The sequence below is a fragment of the Collimonas fungivorans genome, from assembly GCF_001584145.1.
In the GTDB taxonomy this organism is placed as follows: Bacteria; Pseudomonadota; Gammaproteobacteria; order Burkholderiales; family Burkholderiaceae_D; genus Collimonas; species Collimonas fungivorans.
Genome location: NZ_CP013232.1, coordinates 828,122 through 848,934, shown reverse-complemented (window position 1 = coordinate 848,934; position 20,813 = coordinate 828,122). Strand labels below are relative to the sequence as shown.

Below are 20,813 nucleotides of genomic sequence, written 5' to 3'. Positions count from 1 at the left end.
TGCAATGATGCATCTGTACCAATACACATATCCTTAGTGCTCATAAAAACCGACATACAGTCGGTTTTTTACGATCGCGATGAAATCGCTGCTCAGCAAAATTTGCTGAAGTCAGGCTTACGCCGCTCAAAGAACGCAGTAAACGCCTCAGCCGCCTCAGGCGCCGCCAGCATCGCGCCAAAGTGTTCGACCTCCTGCGCCATCCGCGCTTCCACCTCAGCAATCTGGCCGCCCTTCATCAACCGCTTAGTAACGCGGATCGACGCTGCAGGTAAAGCCACCAGCTTGGCCGCCTGCGCTTGAGCAAACGCCAGCAGTTCTTCCGCCGGCAAGACCTTGTTGACCAAGCCCATGGACGCGGCTTCTTCCGCCGTGAAGGCTTCGCCCAGCAGCAGCTTTTCGGCTGCGCGCTGATAACCGGCGATCTGCGGCAGGATCAGGCTGGAGGCTGCTTCCGGGCACAGGCCAAGCTGGGTGAAGGGCATTGAAAACCGCGCATTGTCGGCCGCATACACCAGGTCGCAATGCATCAGCAAGGTAGTGCCGATGCCGACCGCAGCACCCGCTACCGCAGCCACCAGCGGCTTGCTGGCATGGCTGATCTGCCACAGGAACTGGAACACCGGGCTGTCGGAACCGGTCGGCCGGTTCTTCATGAAATCTTCGAGGTCGTTGCCGGCGCTGAAAATCTGCGGCTTGCCGGTGAACAGGATCGCTCTTACCGTGCTGTCGCTCTCCGCATCTTTCAGTGCGTCGACCATGGTCTGGTACATGGCGGCGGTAATCGCGTTTTTCTTTTCCAGGCGATTGAATTCGATCGTCAGGATGCCGTTTTCCTTGCTGGTCAATATATCCATCTGCTACTCCGGTTCGGCCTGCAGCGTGCAGCGCCTTGATTCAAAGAGACAAAAAAGCCGCACGGCGGTAGCTGTACGGCTTTTTCGTTTTTGACGATTGCTTATGACAATCTGATTAATTGATTAAATGCGTGATTACATGCGCTCGAAAATACCCGCGGCGCCCATGCCGGCCCCGACGCACATGGTCACCATGCCGTACTTCAGGTTGTGGCGGCGCATGGCGTGGATCGTGGTCGCCGAACGGATGGCGCCGGTCGCACCCAGCGGATGGCCGAGGGCGATCGCACCGCCCATCGGGTTGACCTTGGCCGGATCCAGGCCGAGGTCCTGGATCACTGCCAGCGATTGCGCTGCAAATGCTTCGTTCAGTTCGATCCAGTCCAGCTGGTCCTGGGTGATGCCGGCGGCGCGCAACGCTGCCGGGATCGCTTCTTTAGGACCGATACCCATGATTTCCGGCGGTACGCCGCGCACTGCAAACGAGGCGAAACGCGCCAGCGGCGTCAGGTTGAATTGCTTCAGGATCTTTTCGCTGACCAGCAGCAGCGCACCAGCGCCGTCCGAAGTTTGCGAAGAGTTGCCGGCGGTGACCGTGCCTTTGGCGGCAAACACTGCCTTCAGCTTGGCCAGGCCTTCCATGGTGGATTCGCGGGCGCCTTCGTCGCGATCGACGGTGCGGGTCTTGGTATCGATCTGGCCGGTCGCCAGGTTAGGGAAGCGCTCGATGATCTCGACCGAAGTCATTTCGTCGTTGAACTCGCCGGCCGCTTGCGCCGCCAGTGCGCGACGGTGCGATTCCAGCGCGAATGCATCCTGCGCTTCGCGCGAGATTTTCCATTGCTGCGCCACTCTTTCGCCGGTCAGGCCCATGCCGTAGGCCAGGCCGACGTTTTCGTCCTTGAACACTTCCATGTTGACCGATGGATGGAAACCCATCATCGGCACCATCGACATCGATTCGGCGCCGCCGGCGAACATGACGTCGGCCTGGCCGACACGGATGCGGTCAGCCGCCATCGCTACCGCGGTGATGCCGGAAGCGCAATAACGGTTGACGGTGACGCCACCGATGGTATTCGGCAAACCGGCCAGAATAATGGCATTGCGCGCCATGTTCAGGCCTTGCGCACCTTCCGGGAACGAGCAGCCGATGATGGCATCTTCGATCAGTTTCGGATCCAGGCCTGGCACTTGCGCCAGCGCCGATTGCATTACGCGCACCAGCAGGTCGTCCGGGCGTGTGTTCTTGAACATGCCGCGCGGCGCCTTGCCGATTGGCGTGCGGGTAGCGGCGACGATGTACGCATCTTGAAGTTGTTTAGTCATTTCCTGCTCCTGTTTGATTAGTTGCGCACTGGTTTGCCGGTCTGCATCATGCCCATGATCCGCTCTTGCGTCTTGGGGTTGTTCAGCAGTTCGACGAACGCTTTGCGTTCCAGGTCCAGCAACCATTGTTCATTCACCACGCTGCCTTCTTCCACTTCGCCGCCGCATACGATGTTAGCGATCATGGTGCCCAGTTTGTAGTCATGCGCCGAGATGAAACCACCATCGCGCATGTTGACCAGCTGCGCCATGATGGTGGCGACGCCGTAACGGCCTGTGACTGCGATCTGCGCTTTCAGCGGTGGACGATAGCCGGCGTCGAACATGGCGCGCGCTTCGACCTTGGCCACATGCAGCAGCTCGTAGGCGTTGAACACGATCACGTCGTCGGCCTTCAGGTAGCCCATGCTCTTCGCTTGCAAGGCCGATTTCGAGACATTGGCGGTGGCAGCGTTGAGGAAAGAGGTCTTCAGGAATTGCAGGATGTCGTTGCCCTTGGCGTCGTTGGCGGCGCGTACTGCCGCCTCCTTCAAACCGCCGCCGGCCGGGATCAGGCCGACGCCGACTTCAACCAGGCCGATATACGACTCGATCGAGGCTACGCGCTTGGCTGTATGCAGGGCCAGCTCGCAGCCGCCGCCCAGCGCCAGGCCAGCCACCGCGGCAACCACCGGCACGCTCGCATACTTGAGGCCCATGAATGCCTGCTGCAATTCGGCGACCATCGGTTCGATCGCCTTGGCGCCGCCCGACATGAACAAAGGCAGCATCGATTGCAGGTCGGCGCCGGCAGAGAATGCGCCGCCTTCGGCTGCATCCGCGTGCCACAGCACCAGGCCCTTGTAGTTCTTTTCTGCTTCGGCGACTGCCTTGTTCAGGCCGGCGATGACGCCAGGTCCGATCACGTGCATCTTGGTCTTGAAGGACAGGACCAGGACGTCGTCGTTCTGGTGCCATGCGCGTACCGAGTCATCCTCGAATACGGTGGTGCCGGCAGTCTTGCCGTCGGCCACGCCTTCACCCAGCAACGGTGCGCGGAATACCTGGCGCTCGTAGACTGGCAGAGTGGAGCGGGCGACATTGGCTTTCTTCGCTGGCGAGTAGGAACCGTCGGCAGCGTGCACGCCGGTGCGGCCGTCGAATACCCAGGCTGGCAGCGGTGCATTGCACAGCGCCTTGCCGGCATCGATGTCTTCCTTGACCCAGCCGGCGATCTGTTTCCAGTCGGCGGCTTGCCAGATTTCGAATGGGCCTACGCTCCAGCCGAAGCCCCAGCGCATGGCGAAATCGATGTCGCGCGCATTGTCGGCAATCGATTCCATGTGGACAGCGATGTAGTGGAAGCCGTCGCGGAAGATGGCCCACAAGAACTGCGCCTGCGGATTGGTCGATTCGCGCAGGGTTTTCATGCGCTTGACCGGATCCTTGTCTTTCAGGATGCGCGCCACCAGTTCGTCGGCCTTGCCGCCGCCGGTAACGTATTCTCCCGTGGCGGCGTCGATGCGCAGGATGTCCTTGCCAACCTTCTTGTAGAAGCCGGCGCCGGTTTTTTGACCCAGCGCGCCTTTTTCGACCAGCTTGGCCAGCAGCGGCGGCGTTGCGTACACGCCGTAGAAAGGATCATCCTTCAGGGTGTCTTGCATGGTCTTGATTACATGGCCCATGGTATCCAGGCCAACCACGTCGGCGGTACGGAAAGTACCCGACTTGGCGCGGCCCAGCTTGGCGCCGGTCAGATCATCGACAACGTCGACCGACAGGCCGAATTTTTCAGCCTGGTGAGCCGTCGACAAAATCCCGAACACACCCACGCGGTTAGCGATGAAGTTAGGGGTATCTTTAGCACGGACCACGCCCTTGCCCAGCGTGGTCGCCAGGAAGCCTTCCAGCTGGTCGAGGATCTCTGGCTTGGTGGTGGCGGTCGGGATCAGTTCCACCAGGTGCATGTAGCGCGGCGGATTGAAGAAGTGGACGCCGCAGAAGCGTGCTTTCAGTTCGGCGTCGAAACCTTCCGACAAGGCGGTGATCGACAGGCCGGAAGTGTTGGATGCGAAAATCGCGTTCGGCGCAATGTGCGGCGCGACCTTCTTGTACAGGTCATGCTTCCAGTCCATGCGCTCGGCGATGGCTTCGATGATCAGGTCGCAGCCGGCCAGCACATCCAGGTTGTCTTCGTAGTTGGCGACTTCGATCAGCGAGGCGTCATCCTTGTTGCCGAGCGGCGCAGGGCTGAGCTTCTTCAGGTTTTCGATAGCGCGCAGGACGATGCCGTTTTTCGGGCCTTCCTTGGCAGGCAGGTCGAACAGCACTACCGGCACCTTGGCGTTCAGGCAGTGGGCGGCAATTTGCGCACCCATCACGCCGGCGCCGAGCACGGCGACTTTTTTAACGATGAAATTCGACACTTGTTTCTCCTTGGTCAGTCTGTTGGGAGTGCAGGCCCGCGCCGATGGCGCCAGGCCCGCCTTACGGCTTATTTAGAACAAATCCATTAGAACAAATCTGCGTCCAGCGCCATCAAGCTGCCCGAACCGGAACGCGCCTGACGAATCAGCATTGCGGTTTCCGGCAGCAGGCGAGCGAAGTAGAAACGTGCGGTCGCCAGCTTGGAAACGTAGAACTTGTCGCCTGAATCTTGCTTGGCCAAAGCGATCTTTGCCATTTGCGCAAAGAAATAGGCGTACACCAGGTGGCCAACTACGCGCAGGTAAGGTACGGCTGCAGCGCCGGCTTCGTCCGGATTCTGGAAAGCCTTCATGCCGATTTCCATGGTCAGCTTGCTGACCTTGTCGCCGAGGTCGGCCAGCGGCGTGATGAATTCCGACAAGGCTTCGTCGGCGCCGTTTTCTTCGATGAAGGCTTGCACCTTGGCGCCGAATTTCTTCAGCTTGGCGCCGTTGTCCATCAATACCTTGCGGCCCAGCAGGTCGAGCGACTGGATGGTGTTGGTGCCTTCGTAGATCATGTTGATGCGGGCGTCGCGCACATACTGCTCCATGCCCCATTCGGCGATGAAACCGTGGCCGCCGTAGACCTGCATGCATTCCGATGTCGCTGTCCAGGCGTTGTCGGTGATGAAGGCCTTGACCACAGGGGTCAGCAGGGCAACCTCATCGGCGCAGTCCTTGCGCACTTGCTCGTCCGGGTGGTTCAGTTCCTTGTCCAGCTGCAGCGCGACGTAAGAACAGAAAGCGCGCGCGCCTTCGGCATACGCTTTTGCCGTCAACAGCATGCGGCGCACGTCTGGATGGACGATGATCGGATCGGCCGGCTTGTCCGGCGCCTTGATGCCCGACAGGCTGCGCATCTGGATGCGGTCCTTGGCGTACACCAGCGCGTTCTGATAAGCCACTTCAGTCAAGCCCAGGCCTTGCATGCCGACACCGAGGCGGGCAGCGTTCATGAACACGAACATCGCGTTCAAGCCCTTGTGCGGAGCGCCGATGATCCAGCCGGTGGCGCCGTCCAGGTTCATCTGGCAGGTCGAGTTGCCGTGGATGCCCATTTTTTCTTCGATGGCGCCGCAGGTGATCGGATTGCGCGCACCCAGCGAGCCGTCTGCATTCGGCAGGAACTTCGGCACCAGGAACAGCGAAATGCCTTTGGAACCTTCCGGTGCGCCTGGCAGGCGCGCCAGCACCAGGTGCAGGATGTTTTCCGACATGTCGTGCTCGCCGGCCGAGATGAAAATCTTGCTGCCGGTGATGCTGTAGGAACCGTCAGCCTGCGGCTCGGCTTTCGAGCGCAGCATGCCGAGGTCGGTGCCGCAATGCGATTCGGTCAGGCACATGGTGCCGGTCCATTCGCCGGAAACCAGCTTAGGCAGGTACAGGGCCTGCTGCTCTGGCGTGCCGTGTGCGTGCAGGCACTCGTAGGCGCCGTGCGACAAGCCCGGGTACATGGTCCAGGCCTGGTTGGCCGAATTCATCATTTCGTAGAACGAATTGTTGATCACCAGCGGCAAGCCCTGGCCGCCGAACTCAGGATCGCAGGACAGCGATGGCCAGCCGGCTTCCACGTACTGCTTGTAGGCTTGCTTGAAACCCTTCGGTGCAGTGACGGTGTGCGTGGCCTTGTCGTGGTGGCAGCCTTCGCGGTCGCCCGAATGGTTCAGCGGGAACAGTACCTGGGAGGTAAATTTACCGCCTTCTTCCAGCACCTGATTGATGATGTCGGCATCGATCTCGGCATGCTTCGGCAATTGTTTCAGTTCATCTTCTACATGCAGCAGCTCGTGCATGACGAATTGCATATCCCGCAGTGGCGCGACGTATTGACCCATGGTGCTCTCCTGATGATTGTTTGTATTTACTGGATTGATCTAGCTGCCGGCTTGGCAGCGATTTTTTGATTCGTTTGCGAGGATTTCTTGCTAGCTGAGTGCGCCGCCTGTGTAGAGCGGTAACTGTCGATCAGGCGGTCAAAGCCTTTTTGCGCGCGCTCCACGCTGCCGGCTTTTTTCAGGAAACGGGCGTCGTGATGCAAACCCAGGATCAGGCCGTACATCTCGTAGACCAGCTGGTCAGCGTCGGTATCGGCGCGCAGGTGGCCGGCTTCGATTGCCTGCAGCGTGCAGCGATGCAAAGCCTGCTGCCAGGTGCGCACCATGGTCACCAGCTGCTCGCGGATCTCGCCCGGCCGGTCGTCGTATTCGACGGCGCCGCTGATATAGATGCAACCGGAGGCGATTTCAATCGTCACCTGCCGGATCCAGCGGCCAAACATGCATTCCAGGCGCGGCAGGCCGCGTGCTTCCTTGATGCTCGGATAGAACACTTCCTGCTCGAACTGGCGGTGGTACAGCTTCACCACTTCGATCTGCAGATCCTCGCGCGAGCCGAAATGGGCGAACACGCCGGATTTGCTCATGTTCATTTTTTCAGCCAGCAAGCCGATCGTCAGACCTTCAAGGCCGTCACGGCTCGCCAGCGTGATGGCAACGTCGAGAATCGCTGCCGCGTCATTTCGCCTTTACGCATGAATTTCGGCGGCATGTCAGTATGTGCCACGATAGTCCTGTCCTGTCTGGTCGTATTTGGAAATCTTCGTCTGGAAATATCCGGCGTTGGCTTGCTAGACGGCGGCTGCCGGCAAGAATGCGAACGCTCGTACTATTATGCACCAGAATCGAAATGTCAAACAGCGACTTAGAGGGGCCGTTCTACCGAGAATTCCTTCGAAATCCGGAGCGGGTTCCATTTACCCGCCCTGACTCCCGGAAACAGTAGTCGCACCTGGCCGGCCGCACCTGAGGAAAACGTCCTGGCAGCTCCACGCTAGCGCGAAAAGCGGACGCAAGCGATGTCAAATCGCTATGGAAGATTATCAGGACTGCGTCTTGTCCAGCAGACGGCGGTCGCGCTTGGTTGGCCGCCCTTTGAGCTGCATGGTCGGCTCGCGGAAAAACCGCCTGTCTTCTGCCAGCGTCGCGCGTTTCGCTATGCTTTGCTCGGTTTCCCGGTACAGCGTCTGCGCAACCGCCGCCGAGCTGCGGGTATCGCTCAGGAGCAGTACCGCCACCTCCCACACGCTGGCGCCGTTGTCGATCGCCAGGATATCGCCGGCTTTCAGGCTGTGTGCCGGCTTGGTCCGCTCGTCGTTCAACCTGACCTTGCCGTTGTCGACGGCATCGCTGGCCAGCGTGCGGGTCTTGAAAAACCGCGCCGCCCACAGCCATTTGTCGATACGTACTGCTTCGACTGTTTTACTCATACATTAAACCGGGTTGTCGATGTCGATGAATTGATGCTGCAGACCGAAACGCTCGGCCAGGTGCCGGCCCAGCGCCTGCACGCCGTAACGCTCGGTGGCGTGGTGGCCGGCCGCCAGGTAAGCTACCCCGGTTTCGCGCGCCAGGTGCACGGTCGGCTCGGAAATCTCGCCGCTGATGTAGACCCCGGCGCCGGCGGCAATCGCATCGCCCAGCAGGTTTTGCGCGGCGCCGGTGCACCAGGCGATTTGCCCCAGGCGCTGGGACGGATCGCCGATCAGAACCGGGGCGCGTTTCAGCTGCCGCTCAATCACCTGCGCCAGGTCGCCCACCGTGCTTACCCGCGGATCGCTGGCGCTGCCCAGCCAGCCCAGGCTGTCGTCGCCGAACCGGCCGTTCGGCGCCAGGCCCAGTTGCTGCGCCAGCTGCACATTGTTGCCGAATTCCGGGTGGGCATCGAGCGGCAGGTGGTAGGCAAACAGGTTGATGTCGTGCGTCAGCAGCAATTTCAGGCGTTTGTGCTTGGGGCCGACGACGCGCGCATCTTCGCCGCGCCAAAAATAGCCGTGGTGCACCAGGATAGCGTCCGCGCCGCTGTCCACGGCCGCTTCCAGCAGGGCGAGGCTGGCGGTGACGCCGCTCACCAGGCGCTTAATTTCAGCACGTCCTTCCACCTGCAAGCCATTTGGGCAATAATCACGGAACTGTGTAATATTTAACGCTTCGGCAAGATATTTCGCCAGTTCAATACGATCCACCGGTTTCACCGATTCTTGATTCACGATTCCTACTCCTTCTAAGATCTTCACTATGCGACGTTTCTGGCTGTTATTTGCGCAAACCATCACCATCGGTTTAGCGATCTGGTTCATTGTAGCGACCTTGAAGCCGGATTGGCTAAATGGCGCTTTGACCAGTTCGCCGCTGCATATCGCCGCCTCCAAGGTGCCTCTGCAGGAAGCCGCTCCGGGCACGCCGACGCCGGGCTCCTACCGCCAGGCTGCGCAGCGCGCCATGCCGTCGGTAGTGAATGTTTTCACCAGCAAGGACGCCAAGCCGGTCACCCCTGACATGCCGGAAGATCCGCTGCTGCGGAAATTCTTCGGCGACCGCGGCGACGCCGACGACGACAAGCAGTCCAGCCTCGGCTCGGGCGTCATCGTCAGCGCCCAGGGTTATATCCTGACTAACAACCATGTGGTGGAAGCGGCCGATGAAATCGAAGTGGCGCTGGCCGACGGCCGCACCACTACCGCCAAGGTGGTGGGCACCGATCCCGAAACCGACCTGGCCGTGATCAAGATCGAGTTGCCGAACCTGCCGGCGGTGACGCTGGGCCGCGCCGACCAGGCCAGCGTCGGCGATGTCGTGCTGGCTATCGGCAATCCGTTCGGCGTTGGCCAGACGGTGACGATGGGCATCATTTCGGCGCTGGGCCGCAGCCATCTCGGCATCAACCAGTTCGAGAACTTCATCCAGACCGACGCTGCGATCAACCCCGGCAATTCCGGCGGCGCCCTGATCGACACCAACGGCAACCTGATCGGCATCAACACCGCGATCTATTCGCGCACCGGCGGTTCGCTCGGGATCGGTTTTGCCGTGCCCATGACGACCGCCAAGACCGTGATGGAATCAATCATCAATACCGGCCACATGGTGCGCGGTTATATCGGCGTCGAACCGCAGGACATCACGCCCGAACTGGCCGAGAGCTTCGGCCTGAACCGCAGCACCGGCGCCATCATCGCCGGCGTAATCAAGAATGGCCCGGCCGACAAGGCTGGCCTGAAGCCAGGCGACATCCTGGTGGCGATCGAAGGCAAGCCGATCACCGACAGCACCGACATGACCAACCTGATCGCCCAGCTGCAGCCCGGCAGCAAAGCCAAGCTGACGGTATTGCGCAAGACCCAGGAAACCACGGTAGAAGCCGTTATCGGCAAGCGGCCGCCGATGAAGCGAGAGCCAGAGTAAACCCGAATAAACCCGCATAAAAGGAAACCGGTAATGCACGTACGCGACCTGACCCAATACCTCGCCGAACTGGCGGAGAATAACAACCGGGCCTGGTTTGTCATGAACAAGCCGCGCTACGATATCTTGCGGGCGGAGTTCCTGGAACTGGTGGTGCGCCTGATCGCCCAGGTCAGCAAGTTCGATCCGGCAATCGCCGGCTGCAATCCGAAGAAAGCGCTGTTCCGGATCAACCGCGACATGCGCTTCTCGCACGACAAGAGCCCGTACAAATCCTATTTCTCGGCATCGATCACCGCCAGCGGCTTGAAGAAACCGAGCCAGGGCGGCGGTCCGGCTTATTATTTCCATATCGACGCCAGCGGCACTTTGCTCATCGCAAGCGGCGAATACATGCCGCCTGCCGACCGCCTGCGGGCGATCCGCCAGCAAGTGGTGGCCGATGCCAACGGTTTTGGCAAGCTGCTGAAAAACAAGAAGCTGGTGGAGACTTACGGCGACCTGCAGACCGAGGGTCAGCTGAAGCGTCCGCCCAAAGGGTTCGACGCCGACTCGCCGCACATCGAATACATCAAGATGAAAAACTTTATCGTCTGGAACGAGCAGTCAGTGAAGAAGATGCTGTCGGACGCGCTGGAGAAAGAACTGGTGTCCGGCTTTAAAGACGCTTACCCGCTGGTAAGCTGGCTGCGGCAGATCAAGACCCCGATCGCCGAGTAAAACCCGGGCGGCATGGCGCCACCCGTTTAATTCAACTGGTTTTTTCCGGCTCTTCCGCCGGCGCCTGGGTCGCCTTGACGAACAGCGGCGCCACCAGCAGGCCTATCTCGAACAACAGGCATAAAGGCACGGCCAGCAGCAGCTGGCTCATGATGTCCGGCGGCGTCACGATTGCAGCAATCACGAAAGCTCCTACAATGATGTAGGGACGGATCGACTTCAGCTTTTCCACCGAAACCAGGCCCATGCGCACCAGTACGATCACCACGATCGGCACTTCAAATGTCATGCCGAAGGCAATGAACATGGTCATCACGAAATCGAAATAGCTATCGATGTCCGGCGCCACCGAGACCGATTTCGGGGCGAAATTGTTGATGAAGTGAAAAATCACCCCGAATACCAGGTAGTAGCAAAACGCTACGCCCATAATGAACAATAACGACGATGAAATCACCAGCGGCGCGATCAGTTTCTTTTCATGCGCATACAAGCCTGGCGCGATAAACGCCCATAGCTGGTACAGCACCCATGGCAGGGCGATGACAAAAGCCAGCAGCAAGGTCACCTTGACCGGGATCAGGAACGGCGTGATGACGCCGGTGGCGATCATCTTGGCGCCCACCGGCAGGGCGGCCAGCATAGGCGCCGCCAGCAGGTCGTAGATATGCGCGGCCCAAGGCATCAGGCACAGGAACACCACGATCACGGCGATCGACGCCTTCATGATGCGATTGCGCAATTCCACCAGGTGCGAAATGAACGTCTCTTCGACGCCGCTGGTCTTTTGTTCTTCAGTCATGGGAGCAAGGTGTTTTGCAAACAGGCGGATTGGCCGATTTCAGCATTGGCCTGGCTAGAGGCGAAGCATGAAATCATGAAAAAAATGAACCGGAAGCCTTGCTTTGGCCGGCCGGACGGTATTTTGCGACACGTGCGGCGCCCGACAGGACGCGCGCCTTCTGGCCGCTTTGCTGTTTGTACCAGGCAGGAATGGCGCTGGTGCGCGCCAGTTTCTTCTTGCGGAAGCTCTTGGCCTTGAGCGTCTGCGCCAGCTGCTCGACCCGGAAATTGTCGGCAACGCCGGCGCTGCCGTCGTCCCAGGCAGCATGCAGCGACTGCTTGGTGTCGGCGACCGTGCTGGCGAAGCTCTGCTCGATGTCGCTGGCGGCTTCCCGCACGTCTTTCTGCATCTTGCGCAGCTCTTCCAGCTCGATCTCGCGGCTGACTTCGGATTTGACCTCGTTGATGTAACGCTGCGCACGGCCGAACAGGGAGCCCGCCATGCGGGCCACGGTCGGCAATTTCTCCGGCCCGATGACAACCAGTGCAACGACGCCGATCAGTGCAAGTTTAGTAAGACCAATATCGATCATGAGGAGTGGCGGCAAGCCTCAGGGCAGGCCGGCGTCATGCATGCACGCCGGCAGCCGTGACTCAGTTGCCGGACTTGTCCTTTTCTTTGGCGGCGACGTCAATCGTCGCCTTGTCGGCGGCCTGCTTTTCTTCCTCGCCCTTGACGCCATCCTTGAAACCCTTGACCGCCTTGCCCAGGTCGGAACCCATGTTGCCGATTTTCTTGGTGCCAAACACCAGCATGACGATAACCAGCACGATCAACCAGTGCCAAATGCTGAACGAACCCATTTTTTTCTCCTTGTCGGGCAAACCTGCCCGATCCTGCTAAGTCAAATTAACCGTTAATCCCAGCTCCGTTGCCGCCGGACACCAGTCCGCTGCAATCAGCGCTGCCCGCGCCACGGCTTTGGTCCGCCGATGACGTGCATATGCAAATGGTACACCTCTTGGCCGCCGTCAGGCCCGACGTTGAAGATCGTCTTGTAGCCGCCGCTGGCCTGGCCCTGCTCGTCCAGCTGGTAACCGCAGCCCTGTTCTTGCGCCAGGCGCGGCGCCAGCAGCGCCATTTTACCTAACAAAGCGGCGTGCGCCTCAGTACAATCGGCCAAAGTCGGGATGTGCTGCTTGGGCACGATCAGGAAATGGATGGGCGCGGCCGGATTGATGTCATGGAAAGCGATCAGGTCGTCGTCTTCATAGATCGCTTTCGAGGGAATCTGCTTGGCTGCAATTTTGCAAAAAATACAATTTTCCAAATTATCTCCGGGTCTTGATCGATTCAGATCCTGCTTCAGATCTTGCCTTGGTCGGTTTCCTGCTGTTCACGGGCAGTCAGCTTGCGGCTGGCTTTTTCCTCGATGCCGGACAGGCCTTCGCGCCGCGCCAGTTCCTGCAGCACGTCTTGCGGCGTCAGGTTGAACTGGGCCAGCATGATCATTGAGTGGAACCACAGGTCGGCGCACTCGTACAGCACATGCGAAACGTCGCCGTCCACCCGCGCATCCTTGGCCGCCATCACGGTTTCCGTCGCTTCCTCGCCGATTTTTTTCAGGATCGCGTCGTCGCCCTTGGCGAACAGACGGGCCACGTACGAAGTCTCGGGGTCGCCGCCGTTAGCCGGCTTGCGCGACTCGATGACTGCCGCCAGGCGCTTCAGGGTTTCACTCATGATCGGATCCGCTTATTTATCTGCTTACTTGTAAATCTCATCCGGCTCTTTCAATACCGGTTCGACCGTTTCCCAGCTCTTGCTGTCGTTCTCCAGCTTCTGGAAGAAGCAGGAATGGCGGCCGGTATGGCAGGCGATGTCGCCGGCCTGGGTCACTTTCAGCAGCACCACGTCTTCGTCGCAATCGAGGCGGATTTCGTGCACTTTCTGCACATGGCCGGACTCTTCGCCCTTGTGCCACAGTTTCTTGCGGGTGCGGCTCCAGTACACCGCCTCGCCCAGCGCCACCGTCTTCGCCAGGGCGTCGCGGTTCATCCAGGCGAACATCAGGACATCGTTCGAGCCTAGCTCCTGGGCAATCACCGGCACCAGGCCGTGTTCATCCCATCTGACCTTGTTTAACCAACTCACGCTGCTCATGCTAGCCTCATCGGGATCTGCTGTGCCGCCATGAACTGCTTGGCTTCCTGCACAGTGTGTTGACCATAGTGGAAAATGCTCGCCGCCAGCACCGCATCGGCGCGGCCGATCTTGATACCGTCAGCCAGGTCTTGCAAACCGCCGACGCCGCCGGAGGCAATCACCGGTATCGTCACGGCGTTGGAGACGCTGCTGGTCAACGCTAGGTCGAAACCGACCTTGGTGCCGTCGCGGTCCATGCTGGTCAGCAGGATTTCGCCCGCGCCCAGCTGCTCCATCTTTTGCGCCCATTCAATTGCGTCAAGACCGGTGGCCTTGCGCCCGCCATGGGTGAACACTTCCCACTTGCCGGGCGCGACCTGCTTGGCGTCGATGGCGACCACGATGCATTGCGATCCGTACTTGGCGGCGGCGTCCGCCACCAGCTGCGGATTGGTGACGGCGGAGGTATTGATGCCGACCTTGTCGGCGCCGGCATTCAGCAAGCGCCGCACGTCTTCCACCGCACGCACGCCGCCGCCTACCGTCAGCGGAATGAACACCTGCGAGGCGACCGCTTCGATGATCGGCAGGATCAGGTCGCGGCCGTCGGAGGAAGCGGTGATGTCGAGGAAGGTGATCTCATCGGCGCCCTGCTGGTCGTAGCGGCGCGCGATCTCGACCGGATCGCCGGCATCGCGCAGCTCCAGGAAATTGACGCCCTTGACGACGCGGCCATTGGTCACGTCCAGACAAGGGATGATGCGTTTGGCGAGGGTCATGGCTTGTCAGCGGCGGGCTGCTCCGATAAATCCTGGCCATCGATATAGTCAGCCACGCCGTTGCTCAATTCGTCGGCGCGCTCTTGCGCCGAACGCAGGTCAAGCGTGCCTTCGTAGATCGAGCGGCCGCAGATCACGGCCTCGATGCCCTCGTCCTGCACCGCGCACAAGGCTTCCACATCGTGCACATTGTGGACGCCGCCGGAAGCGATCACCGGGATCGTCATGCTTTGCGCCAGTTTGACGGTGGCTTCGATATTGACGCCGCCCATCATGCCGTCGCGGCCGATGTCGGTGTAGACGATGGAAGAACAGCCGTAGTCTTCGAATTTCTTGGCGAGGTCGATCACTTCGTGGCCGGACAGCTTGCTCCAGCCGTCGGTCGCGACCTTGCCGTCCTTGGCGTCGAGGCCGACGATGATCTGGCCGGGAAACGCGCTGCAGGCATCTTGCAGGAAACCGGGGTTCTTGACTGCGGCGGTGCCGATGATGATGTAGCTGAGGCCGTCGTCCAGGTAACGCTCGATGGTGTCGAGGTCGCGGATGCCGCCGCCCAGCTGCACCGGAATTTCTTCGACACCGTTGAGCAGGGCGAACTCGCGCACGGCCTTGATGATGGCCTTGACCGCCGGTTCGTTCTTCGGCTTGCCGGCGAACGCGCCGTTCAGGTCGACCAGGTGCAGGCGGCGTGCGCCTTGCATCAGCCAATGGCGGGCCATTTCGCCCGGATCGTCGGAAAACACGGTGGCTTGGTCCATATCGCCCTGTTTCAGGCGTACGCAGTGACCGTCTTTGAGGTCGATGGCAGGTATCAGCAGCATGGCTACAATTGTATGAGGTGAAGTCAGTTAAAAATCTGAATAAAAATCCATATAAACCGGAAGAAATGCCGGTTTATGTTCAGGGTTTCCATTGCACGAAATTCTGGTACAGCTGCAAGCCGGCGCTGGCGCTTTTCTCGGGATGGAACTGCGTCGCGAAAATATTATCACGACCGACCGCGCAGCTAAACGCCGCACCGTACTCAGTCTCGCCGAAGGTATGCGCAGCAGCGGCCGGCGCTGCGTAATAACTATGGACGAAATAAAAATAATCCTGATCGGCAATACCGTGCCAGAGCGGATGAGACTGCGTCTGGCGCACTCGGTTCCAGCCCATCTGCGGCACCTTGAAACGCGAGCCGTCGTCCTGCAGCCGGCCGTCCAGGCGGAAGCGCACTACCTTGCCGGGCAACAAGCCCAGGCCTGCGGTATCGCCCTCTTCGCTCAGGTCGAACAACATCTGCTCGCCGACGCAGACGCCCAGCAGCGGCTTGTTGCGCGCAGCTTCCAGCAACACCTCCTGCAGCCCGGATTCGCGCAGGCTGCGCATGCAATCCGGCATTGCGCCCTGGCCTGGCAAGACCAGGCGATCGGCCGACCGTATATCGGCAATCGTACCGGAGATCAGGACCTCGGCTTCCGGCGCCACCTGGCGCAGGGCTTGCGCTACGGAGCGCAAGTTGCCCATGCCATAGTCAACCACAACAATTTTGTTCATGATAAAGATTCAAGTCCCGAGAGGAAGTCCGGGTAAATAAGCTCAACCTTAGAGGCTGCCTTTGGTCGAAGGAATGGTGCCGGCGGAACGCGGATCCAGTTCTGTGGCCATGCGCAACGCCCGGCCAAACGCTTTGAAGACGGTTTCGCATTGATGATGGGCGTTTTCGCCGCGCAGGTTGTCGATATGCAAAGATACCAGTGCATGATTGACAAAACCCTGGAAAAATTCGTGGGTCAGGTCGACGTCGAAGCCGCCGATCATGGCGCGCTTGAACGGCACATGGAATTCCAGGCCTGGACGGCCGGAAAAATCGATCACTACACGCGACAGCGCTTCATCCAGCGGCACATAAGCATGGCCGTAGCGGCGGATGCCCTTCTTGTCGCCGATGGCCTTGGCGAACGCTTGCCCCAGGGTAATGCCGACGTCTTCCACCGTGTGATGGGCGTCGATATGCAGGTCGCCATTGGCTTCGATATCGAGGTCGATCAGGCCATGCCGTGCAATCTGGTCCAGCATGTGGTCCAGGAACGGCACGCCGGTATTCAGCTTTTGCTGGCCGCTGCCGTCCAGATTGATGGAGACGCGGATTTGCGTCTCGTTGGTATTGCGCGTGATCGATGCAGTTCGAGGCGTAGACATGTTGAGCTTGAGACCAATTTGCTAGGTGGTGGCGCACAGGCGCCGTGGAGGTAAGTGTACTAAATTATTCGACGATCGGATTTAAGATCGGGATTGTTGCAGCTTCTCCGCTTCTCCGTTAGTCACTAGTGAAGCCTGGCCAAGGCAGCTTTTTGGGCCGCACCGCCATTTTACCGACATTTTCATGTTTTCCCGCTAATAGCGGTCCTGATAATCGCTATCAGCGTTGCTATTCAAGCCGAACGCTCAGCCAGCGGCGGTTCGCCGGAGACCTGCTCGTCGAGTTGCGCCAGCCGCTGTTGAATCAGCGCGCAATACTCGGGATTGAGTTCAAAACCGACAAAACGGCGGCCGCAGCGGCGCGCCGCCACTGCCGTGGTGCCGCTGCCCATGAAAGGATCGAGCACGATCCCGCCCGGCGGACAAGAAGCCTTGATCATGCGTTCCACGATTTCCAGCGGCTTTTGGGTCGGGTGGTCGGCCCGCTCGCGATGTTCGCGGTGCAGGCGCGAGACGCTCCAGACGTCTTTCGGGTTGTAGCCCAGTTCCAGCCACTTGGCGCCGACGAAAATCGAGCGCGAACGGGCTTTCTTGGTTTCGGCGTCGTAGGGAATGCGGATGGCGTCGAGGTCGAAGTAATAGTCCTTGGCGCAGGCAAAGAAGCCTATCGTGTCGTGCACCGAGGAAAAGCGCCGGGTGCCGCCGCCCATCGAAGGGACCCGCCGGTCCCAGATGATTTCGTTGTTCATGATCATGCGCTGCTTGAGCATGACAAAAATCTCGGGCGAGAAGCGCCAGGTCAGGAAAATGTAGAGGCTGCCGTTGGGTTTCAGTTTCGGCAAGGCAGCGTCTATCCATTCTTCGGTCCAGCGCAGGTAAGCCGCGGTGTCGAGCTTGTCGGAATCGTTGCCGTAGTCCTTGCCCAGGCCGTAGGGCGGATCGGCCAGCAGCAGGTCGACCGAACCGTCAGGGATGCGCTGCAGGCCCTGCAGGGCGTCCTCGCCATAGATACGATCGATCCAGTCGTCGCTCATTGCTGGCACGCGCCGTTGCCATTACAGGCTGTCATTGCGGCTTGTCTTTCAAACGGTATTCGGCGGACCGGGCATGCGCTTGCAAACCTTCGCCGTAAGCCAGTTCGGCCGCGACCTGGCCCAGGGTCTGGGCGCCGGCCTCGCTGATGTTGATGATGCTGGAACGTTTCTGGAAATCGTAGACGCCGAGCGGCGACGAAAAACGCGCGGTGCGCGAAGTCGGCAGCACGTGGTTCGGGCCGGCGCAATAATCGCCCAGGGCTTCAGACGAAAAACGGCCCAGGAACATGGCGCCGGCATGGCGGATGCGGTCAGCCCAGCGCTGCGGATTTTCGGCGGAAATTTCCAGATGCTCGGCCGCGATGTGGTTGGCGATCTCGCAGGCATGTTCCATGTCGCGCACTTTCACCAGCGCGCCGCGGTTGACCAGCGAGGTGCGTATCACTTCCTGGCGCGGCATCAGCGGCAACTGCCGGTTGATGCTGGCTTCGACGGCGGCGATATAAGCCGCATCCGGACACAGCAGGATGGACTGCGCCAGTTCATCATGCTCGGCTTGCGAAAACAGGTCCATCGCAATCCAGTCGGGATCGGTGGTGCCGTCGCATAACACCAGGATTTCCGATGGGCCGGCGATCATGTCGATGCCGACCGTGCCGAACACGCGCCGTTTGGCAGCCGCAACATAGGCATTGCCGGGGCCGACAATCTTGTCGACCTGGGGAATGGTGGCAGTGCCGTAGGCCAGCGCCGCCACCGCTTGCGCGCCGCCGATGGTGAACACGCGGTCGACGCCGGCGATAGCCGCGGCGGCCAGCACCAGCGGATTCTTGACGCCGTCCGGAGTCGGCACCACCATGATGATTTCCTGCACGCCGGCAACCTTGGCCGGGATCGCATTCATCAGCACCGACGAAGGATAAGCCGCCTTGCCGCCGGGGACATAGATGCCAACGCGGTCCAGCGGCGTGACTTTCTGCCCCAGCACGGTGCCGTCGGCTTCGGTGTAACTGAAGCCGTCCGAACCACATTCGATTTTCTGGCGCTGGTGGTAGCTGCGCACGCGGTCGGCCGCAGTCTGCAAGGCGCTGCGGCGTTCAGGAGACAGCTCGGCCAGCGCGACCTGCAATTCCTGCTGGCCGATTTCCAGCAGGCTGACGCTGTTTGCGCCGAGGCGGTCGAAACGATTGGTGTACTCCAGCACGGCGGCGTCGCCGCGCGCCTTGACGTCAGCCAGGATGCGCGCCGCGGCCTGGTCGATGGCTTCGTCTTCGCTGGCCTCGAAAGCCAGCAGCGCAGTCAGGTGCGCCTGGAAATCCGGCAGTCCTGCATCGAGTTTTCTGATTGCTATCATGTTGCTTCCAGTTTGCTGCGTCTTATTGAATCGAAGCTTTTTCAAAAGCTTCCAGGATCGGCTGCAAGCGTTCGCGCTTCAGTTTCAAGGCGGCCTGGTTAACCACCAGCCGCGAAGAGATATCCATGATGTGTTCGACTTCGACCAGCTTGTTGGCGCGCAAGGTGCCGCCGGTGCTGACCAGGTCGACGATCGCATCCGCCAGCCCGACCAGCGGCGCCAGTTCCATCGAGCCGTACAGCTTGATCAGGTCGACGTGCATGCCTTTGGCGGCGAAGTGCTCGCGCGCGGTCAGCAGGTATTTGGTGGCGACCCGCAGGCGCGCGCCCTGGCGGATCGCGCTGGCGTAGTCGAAACCGGCCGAGACCGCCACCGACATGCGGCACTTGGCGATATCCAGGTCGATCGGCTGGTACAGTCCCTCGCCGCCATGCTCCAGCAGCACGTCCTTGCCCGCCACGCCGAAATCCGCTGCGCCGTATTGCACATAGGTAGGCACGTCGGAGGCGCGCACGATGATCACGTTGACCTGTGGATCGTTGGTCGCCAGGATCAGCTTGCGCGAAGTTTCCGGATCTTCGGTGACCTCGATGCCGGCTGCCTTCAGCAGCGGCAAGGTCTCTTCGAAGATGCGGCCCTTCGACAAGGCCAGGGTCAGCTTCTGGCTCATTTGATTCTTTCGATGTTGGCGCCGACGGCCGACAGCTTGCGTTCCATCTGGTCGTAGCCGCGATCGAGGTGATACACGCGCTCGATCATGGTCTGGCCTTGCGCCACCAGGCCGGAAATCACCAGCGAGGCGGAAGCGCGCAAATCGGTCGCCATCACCGGCGCGCCGACCAGGTGGTCGACACCCTTGATGATGGCGGTATTGCCTTGCACATCAATGGCGGCGCCGAGGCGATTCATTTCCTGCACGTGCATGAAACGGTTTTCAAAAATCGTTTCGGTGACGTGGCTGGTGCCCTCGGCGATGCTGTTCAGCGACATGAACTGCGCTTGCATGTCGGTCGGAAAACCAGGGTATTCGGTGGTGCGGAAGCTGACTGCCTTCGGCCGCGCCGCCATCTGCACGCGGATCCAGTCGTCGCCGGAAGTCAGGATCACGCCCGCTTCGCGCAGCTTGTCGAGCACCGCGTCCAGAATGTGGCTGCGGGTGTTTTTCAGCATGACGTCGCCGCCGGTGGCCGCCACCGCGCACAGGAAGGTGCCGGTCTCGATACGGTCGGCGATCACTGCATGCTCGGCGCCGTGCAGCTTGTCCACGCCCTGGATCACCAGGCGGTCGGTGCCGATGCCGTCGATCTTGGCGCCCATCGCTACCAGCAGGTTGGCCAGGTCGGTGACTTCCGGTTCGCGCGCGGCGTTTTCCAGGACTGTCTCGCCGTCGGCCAGGGTCGCGGCCATCAGCAGGTTTTCCGTACCGGTGACGGTGATCATGTCGGTCACGACGCGTGTGCCCTTGAGCTTCTTGGCCTTGGCATGGATGTAGCCGGCTTCGATCGAAATTTCGGCGCCCATCGCCTGCAAGCCTTTGATGTGCTGGTCGACCGGGCGCGAGCCGATGCCGCAGCCGCCCGGCAGCGACACCCGGGCTTCGCCGAAGCGCGCCAGCAGCGGGCCCAGCACCAGGATCGATGCGCGCATGGTTTTCACCATTTCATAAGGCGCTTCCAGATTGGTGATAGCGTCGCCTTGCAAGGTCACGAAATGGCCGTCCTGGGTCGCTTTCAATCCCATCTGGCGCAGCAGCTTGAGGATGGTCGACACATCGTGCAGGTTCGGCACGTTGCTCAGCAGCAGCTGGTCGGAGCTTAACAAGCCGGCGCACAGGATAGGCAGCGCCGCATTTTTTGCGCCGGAAATGGTGATCTCGCCGGAAAGGCGGTTACCGCCTTGTATCAATAATTTATCCATGGTGACTTCTCGCTGTAATTAGT

22 protein-coding genes and 1 pseudogene are annotated in these 20,813 nt (G+C 60.3%); 2 read left to right on the top strand and 21 right to left on the bottom strand.

Going from position 1 to position 20,813, the window contains the following annotated elements; all coding sequences use genetic code 11:
* Positions 1-92 precede the first annotated feature (92 nt).
* The 7 genes and pseudogenes from CFter6_RS03610 to CFter6_RS03580 form a co-directional block, all read right to left on the bottom strand.
* A complete protein-coding gene (locus CFter6_RS03610) occupies positions 93-857 on the bottom strand; it encodes an enoyl-CoA hydratase (protein ID WP_061538763.1) in 765 nt (254 codons plus the stop codon).
* A 135-nt stretch (positions 858-992) separates the two neighbouring features.
* Entirely contained in the window at positions 993-2,186 is a 1,194-nt protein-coding gene (locus CFter6_RS03605) for an acetyl-CoA C-acyltransferase (RefSeq protein ID WP_061538762.1), read from the bottom strand.
* Between the two features lie 17 nt (positions 2,187-2,203).
* Positions 2,204-4,591, bottom strand: a complete 2,388-nt coding sequence (locus CFter6_RS03600) for a 3-hydroxyacyl-CoA dehydrogenase/enoyl-CoA hydratase family protein (RefSeq protein WP_061538761.1) — start codon at positions 4,589-4,591, stop codon at positions 2,204-2,206.
* An 86-nt stretch (positions 4,592-4,677) separates the two neighbouring features.
* Positions 4,678-6,468 (bottom strand): acyl-CoA dehydrogenase C-terminal domain-containing protein, encoded by a 1,791-nt coding sequence (locus CFter6_RS03595; protein WP_061538760.1) that lies wholly within the window; start codon positions 6,466-6,468, stop codon positions 4,678-4,680.
* A 26-nt stretch (positions 6,469-6,494) separates the two neighbouring features.
* A pseudogene (locus tag CFter6_RS03590) lies at positions 6,495-7,165 on the bottom strand (TetR/AcrR family transcriptional regulator).
* 346 nt (positions 7,166-7,511) lie between these two features.
* The gene (locus CFter6_RS03585; RefSeq protein ID WP_061538759.1) at positions 7,512-7,898 is read right to left on the bottom strand and encodes an RNA-binding S4 domain-containing protein; all 387 of its coding nucleotides are present in this window, start codon (positions 7,896-7,898) and stop codon (positions 7,512-7,514) included.
* A 3-nt stretch (positions 7,899-7,901) separates the two neighbouring features.
* The gene (locus CFter6_RS03580) at positions 7,902-8,678 is read right to left on the bottom strand and encodes a Nif3-like dinuclear metal center hexameric protein (RefSeq protein ID WP_061538758.1); all 777 of its coding nucleotides are present in this window, start codon (positions 8,676-8,678) and stop codon (positions 7,902-7,904) included.
* A gap of 28 nt (positions 8,679-8,706) precedes the next feature.
* Between CFter6_RS03580 and CFter6_RS03575 the strand changes: the two genes are divergently transcribed.
* Both CFter6_RS03575 and CFter6_RS03570 read left to right on the top strand, forming a co-directional pair.
* Complete coding sequence (locus tag CFter6_RS03575) at positions 8,707-9,873, top strand: S1C family serine protease (RefSeq protein ID WP_061538757.1); 1,167 nt, start codon at positions 8,707-8,709, stop codon at positions 9,871-9,873.
* A gap of 33 nt (positions 9,874-9,906) precedes the next feature.
* Entirely contained in the window at positions 9,907-10,593 is a 687-nt protein-coding gene (locus CFter6_RS03570) for a DUF2461 domain-containing protein (RefSeq protein WP_061538756.1), read from the top strand.
* A gap of 31 nt (positions 10,594-10,624) precedes the next feature.
* Here the strand turns inward: CFter6_RS03570 and tatC are convergent, their stop codons facing one another.
* The 14 genes from tatC to murA form a co-directional block, all read right to left on the bottom strand.
* Positions 10,625-11,395 carry a twin-arginine translocase subunit TatC gene (tatC, locus tag CFter6_RS03565; RefSeq protein ID WP_061538755.1) on the bottom strand — a complete coding sequence of 257 codons (771 nt, stop codon included), beginning with the start codon at positions 11,393-11,395 and terminating at the stop codon, positions 10,625-10,627.
* A gap of 73 nt (positions 11,396-11,468) precedes the next feature.
* The gene (gene tatB / locus CFter6_RS03560; protein WP_061538754.1) at positions 11,469-11,969 is read right to left on the bottom strand and encodes a Sec-independent protein translocase protein TatB; all 501 of its coding nucleotides are present in this window, start codon (positions 11,967-11,969) and stop codon (positions 11,469-11,471) included.
* Between the two features lie 61 nt (positions 11,970-12,030).
* On the bottom strand, positions 12,031-12,240 hold the full coding sequence (gene tatA / locus CFter6_RS03555) for a Sec-independent protein translocase subunit TatA (RefSeq protein WP_041741130.1): 210 nt from the start codon (positions 12,238-12,240) through the stop codon (positions 12,031-12,033).
* A gap of 95 nt (positions 12,241-12,335) precedes the next feature.
* A complete protein-coding gene (locus tag CFter6_RS03550) occupies positions 12,336-12,707 on the bottom strand; it encodes a histidine triad nucleotide-binding protein (RefSeq protein ID WP_041741129.1) in 372 nt (123 codons plus the stop codon).
* Positions 12,708-12,742: 35 nt separating this feature from the next.
* Positions 12,743-13,120 (bottom strand): phosphoribosyl-ATP diphosphatase, encoded by a 378-nt coding sequence (locus CFter6_RS03545; protein WP_061538753.1) that lies wholly within the window; start codon positions 13,118-13,120, stop codon positions 12,743-12,745.
* A gap of 24 nt (positions 13,121-13,144) precedes the next feature.
* Positions 13,145-13,540, bottom strand: a complete 396-nt coding sequence (gene hisI / locus CFter6_RS03540) for a phosphoribosyl-AMP cyclohydrolase (RefSeq protein WP_061538752.1) — start codon at positions 13,538-13,540, stop codon at positions 13,145-13,147.
* Positions 13,537-14,301 (bottom strand): imidazole glycerol phosphate synthase subunit HisF, encoded by a 765-nt coding sequence (hisF, locus tag CFter6_RS03535; RefSeq protein ID WP_061538751.1) that lies wholly within the window; start codon positions 14,299-14,301, stop codon positions 13,537-13,539. The genes hisI and hisF overlap by 4 nt, the downstream gene beginning before the upstream one ends.
* Entirely contained in the window at positions 14,298-15,122 is an 825-nt protein-coding gene (gene hisA / locus CFter6_RS03530; RefSeq protein WP_061538750.1) for a 1-(5-phosphoribosyl)-5-[(5-phosphoribosylamino)methylideneamino]imidazole-4-carboxamide isomerase, read from the bottom strand. Before hisA ends, hisF begins: the two co-directional genes overlap by 4 nt.
* A 79-nt stretch (positions 15,123-15,201) precedes the next feature.
* The gene (hisH, locus tag CFter6_RS03525; RefSeq protein ID WP_061538749.1) at positions 15,202-15,840 is read right to left on the bottom strand and encodes an imidazole glycerol phosphate synthase subunit HisH; all 639 of its coding nucleotides are present in this window, start codon (positions 15,838-15,840) and stop codon (positions 15,202-15,204) included.
* A 48-nt stretch (positions 15,841-15,888) separates the two neighbouring features.
* Entirely contained in the window at positions 15,889-16,485 is a 597-nt protein-coding gene (gene hisB / locus CFter6_RS03520; RefSeq protein WP_061538748.1) for an imidazoleglycerol-phosphate dehydratase HisB, read from the bottom strand.
* Between the two features lie 233 nt (positions 16,486-16,718).
* A complete protein-coding gene (locus CFter6_RS03515) occupies positions 16,719-17,519 on the bottom strand; it encodes a DNA-methyltransferase (RefSeq protein WP_061538747.1) in 801 nt (266 codons plus the stop codon).
* Between the two features lie 31 nt (positions 17,520-17,550).
* Complete coding sequence (gene hisD / locus CFter6_RS03510; protein ID WP_061538746.1) at positions 17,551-18,873, bottom strand: histidinol dehydrogenase; 1,323 nt, start codon at positions 18,871-18,873, stop codon at positions 17,551-17,553.
* 22 nt (positions 18,874-18,895) lie between these two features.
* A complete protein-coding gene (gene hisG, locus CFter6_RS03505) occupies positions 18,896-19,543 on the bottom strand; it encodes an ATP phosphoribosyltransferase (RefSeq protein ID WP_014004506.1) in 648 nt (215 codons plus the stop codon).
* Positions 19,540-20,790 (bottom strand): UDP-N-acetylglucosamine 1-carboxyvinyltransferase, encoded by a 1,251-nt coding sequence (gene murA, locus CFter6_RS03500; RefSeq protein WP_061538745.1) that lies wholly within the window; start codon positions 20,788-20,790, stop codon positions 19,540-19,542. Before murA ends, hisG begins: the two co-directional genes overlap by 4 nt.
* Between the last annotated feature and the right edge of the window lie 23 nt (positions 20,791-20,813).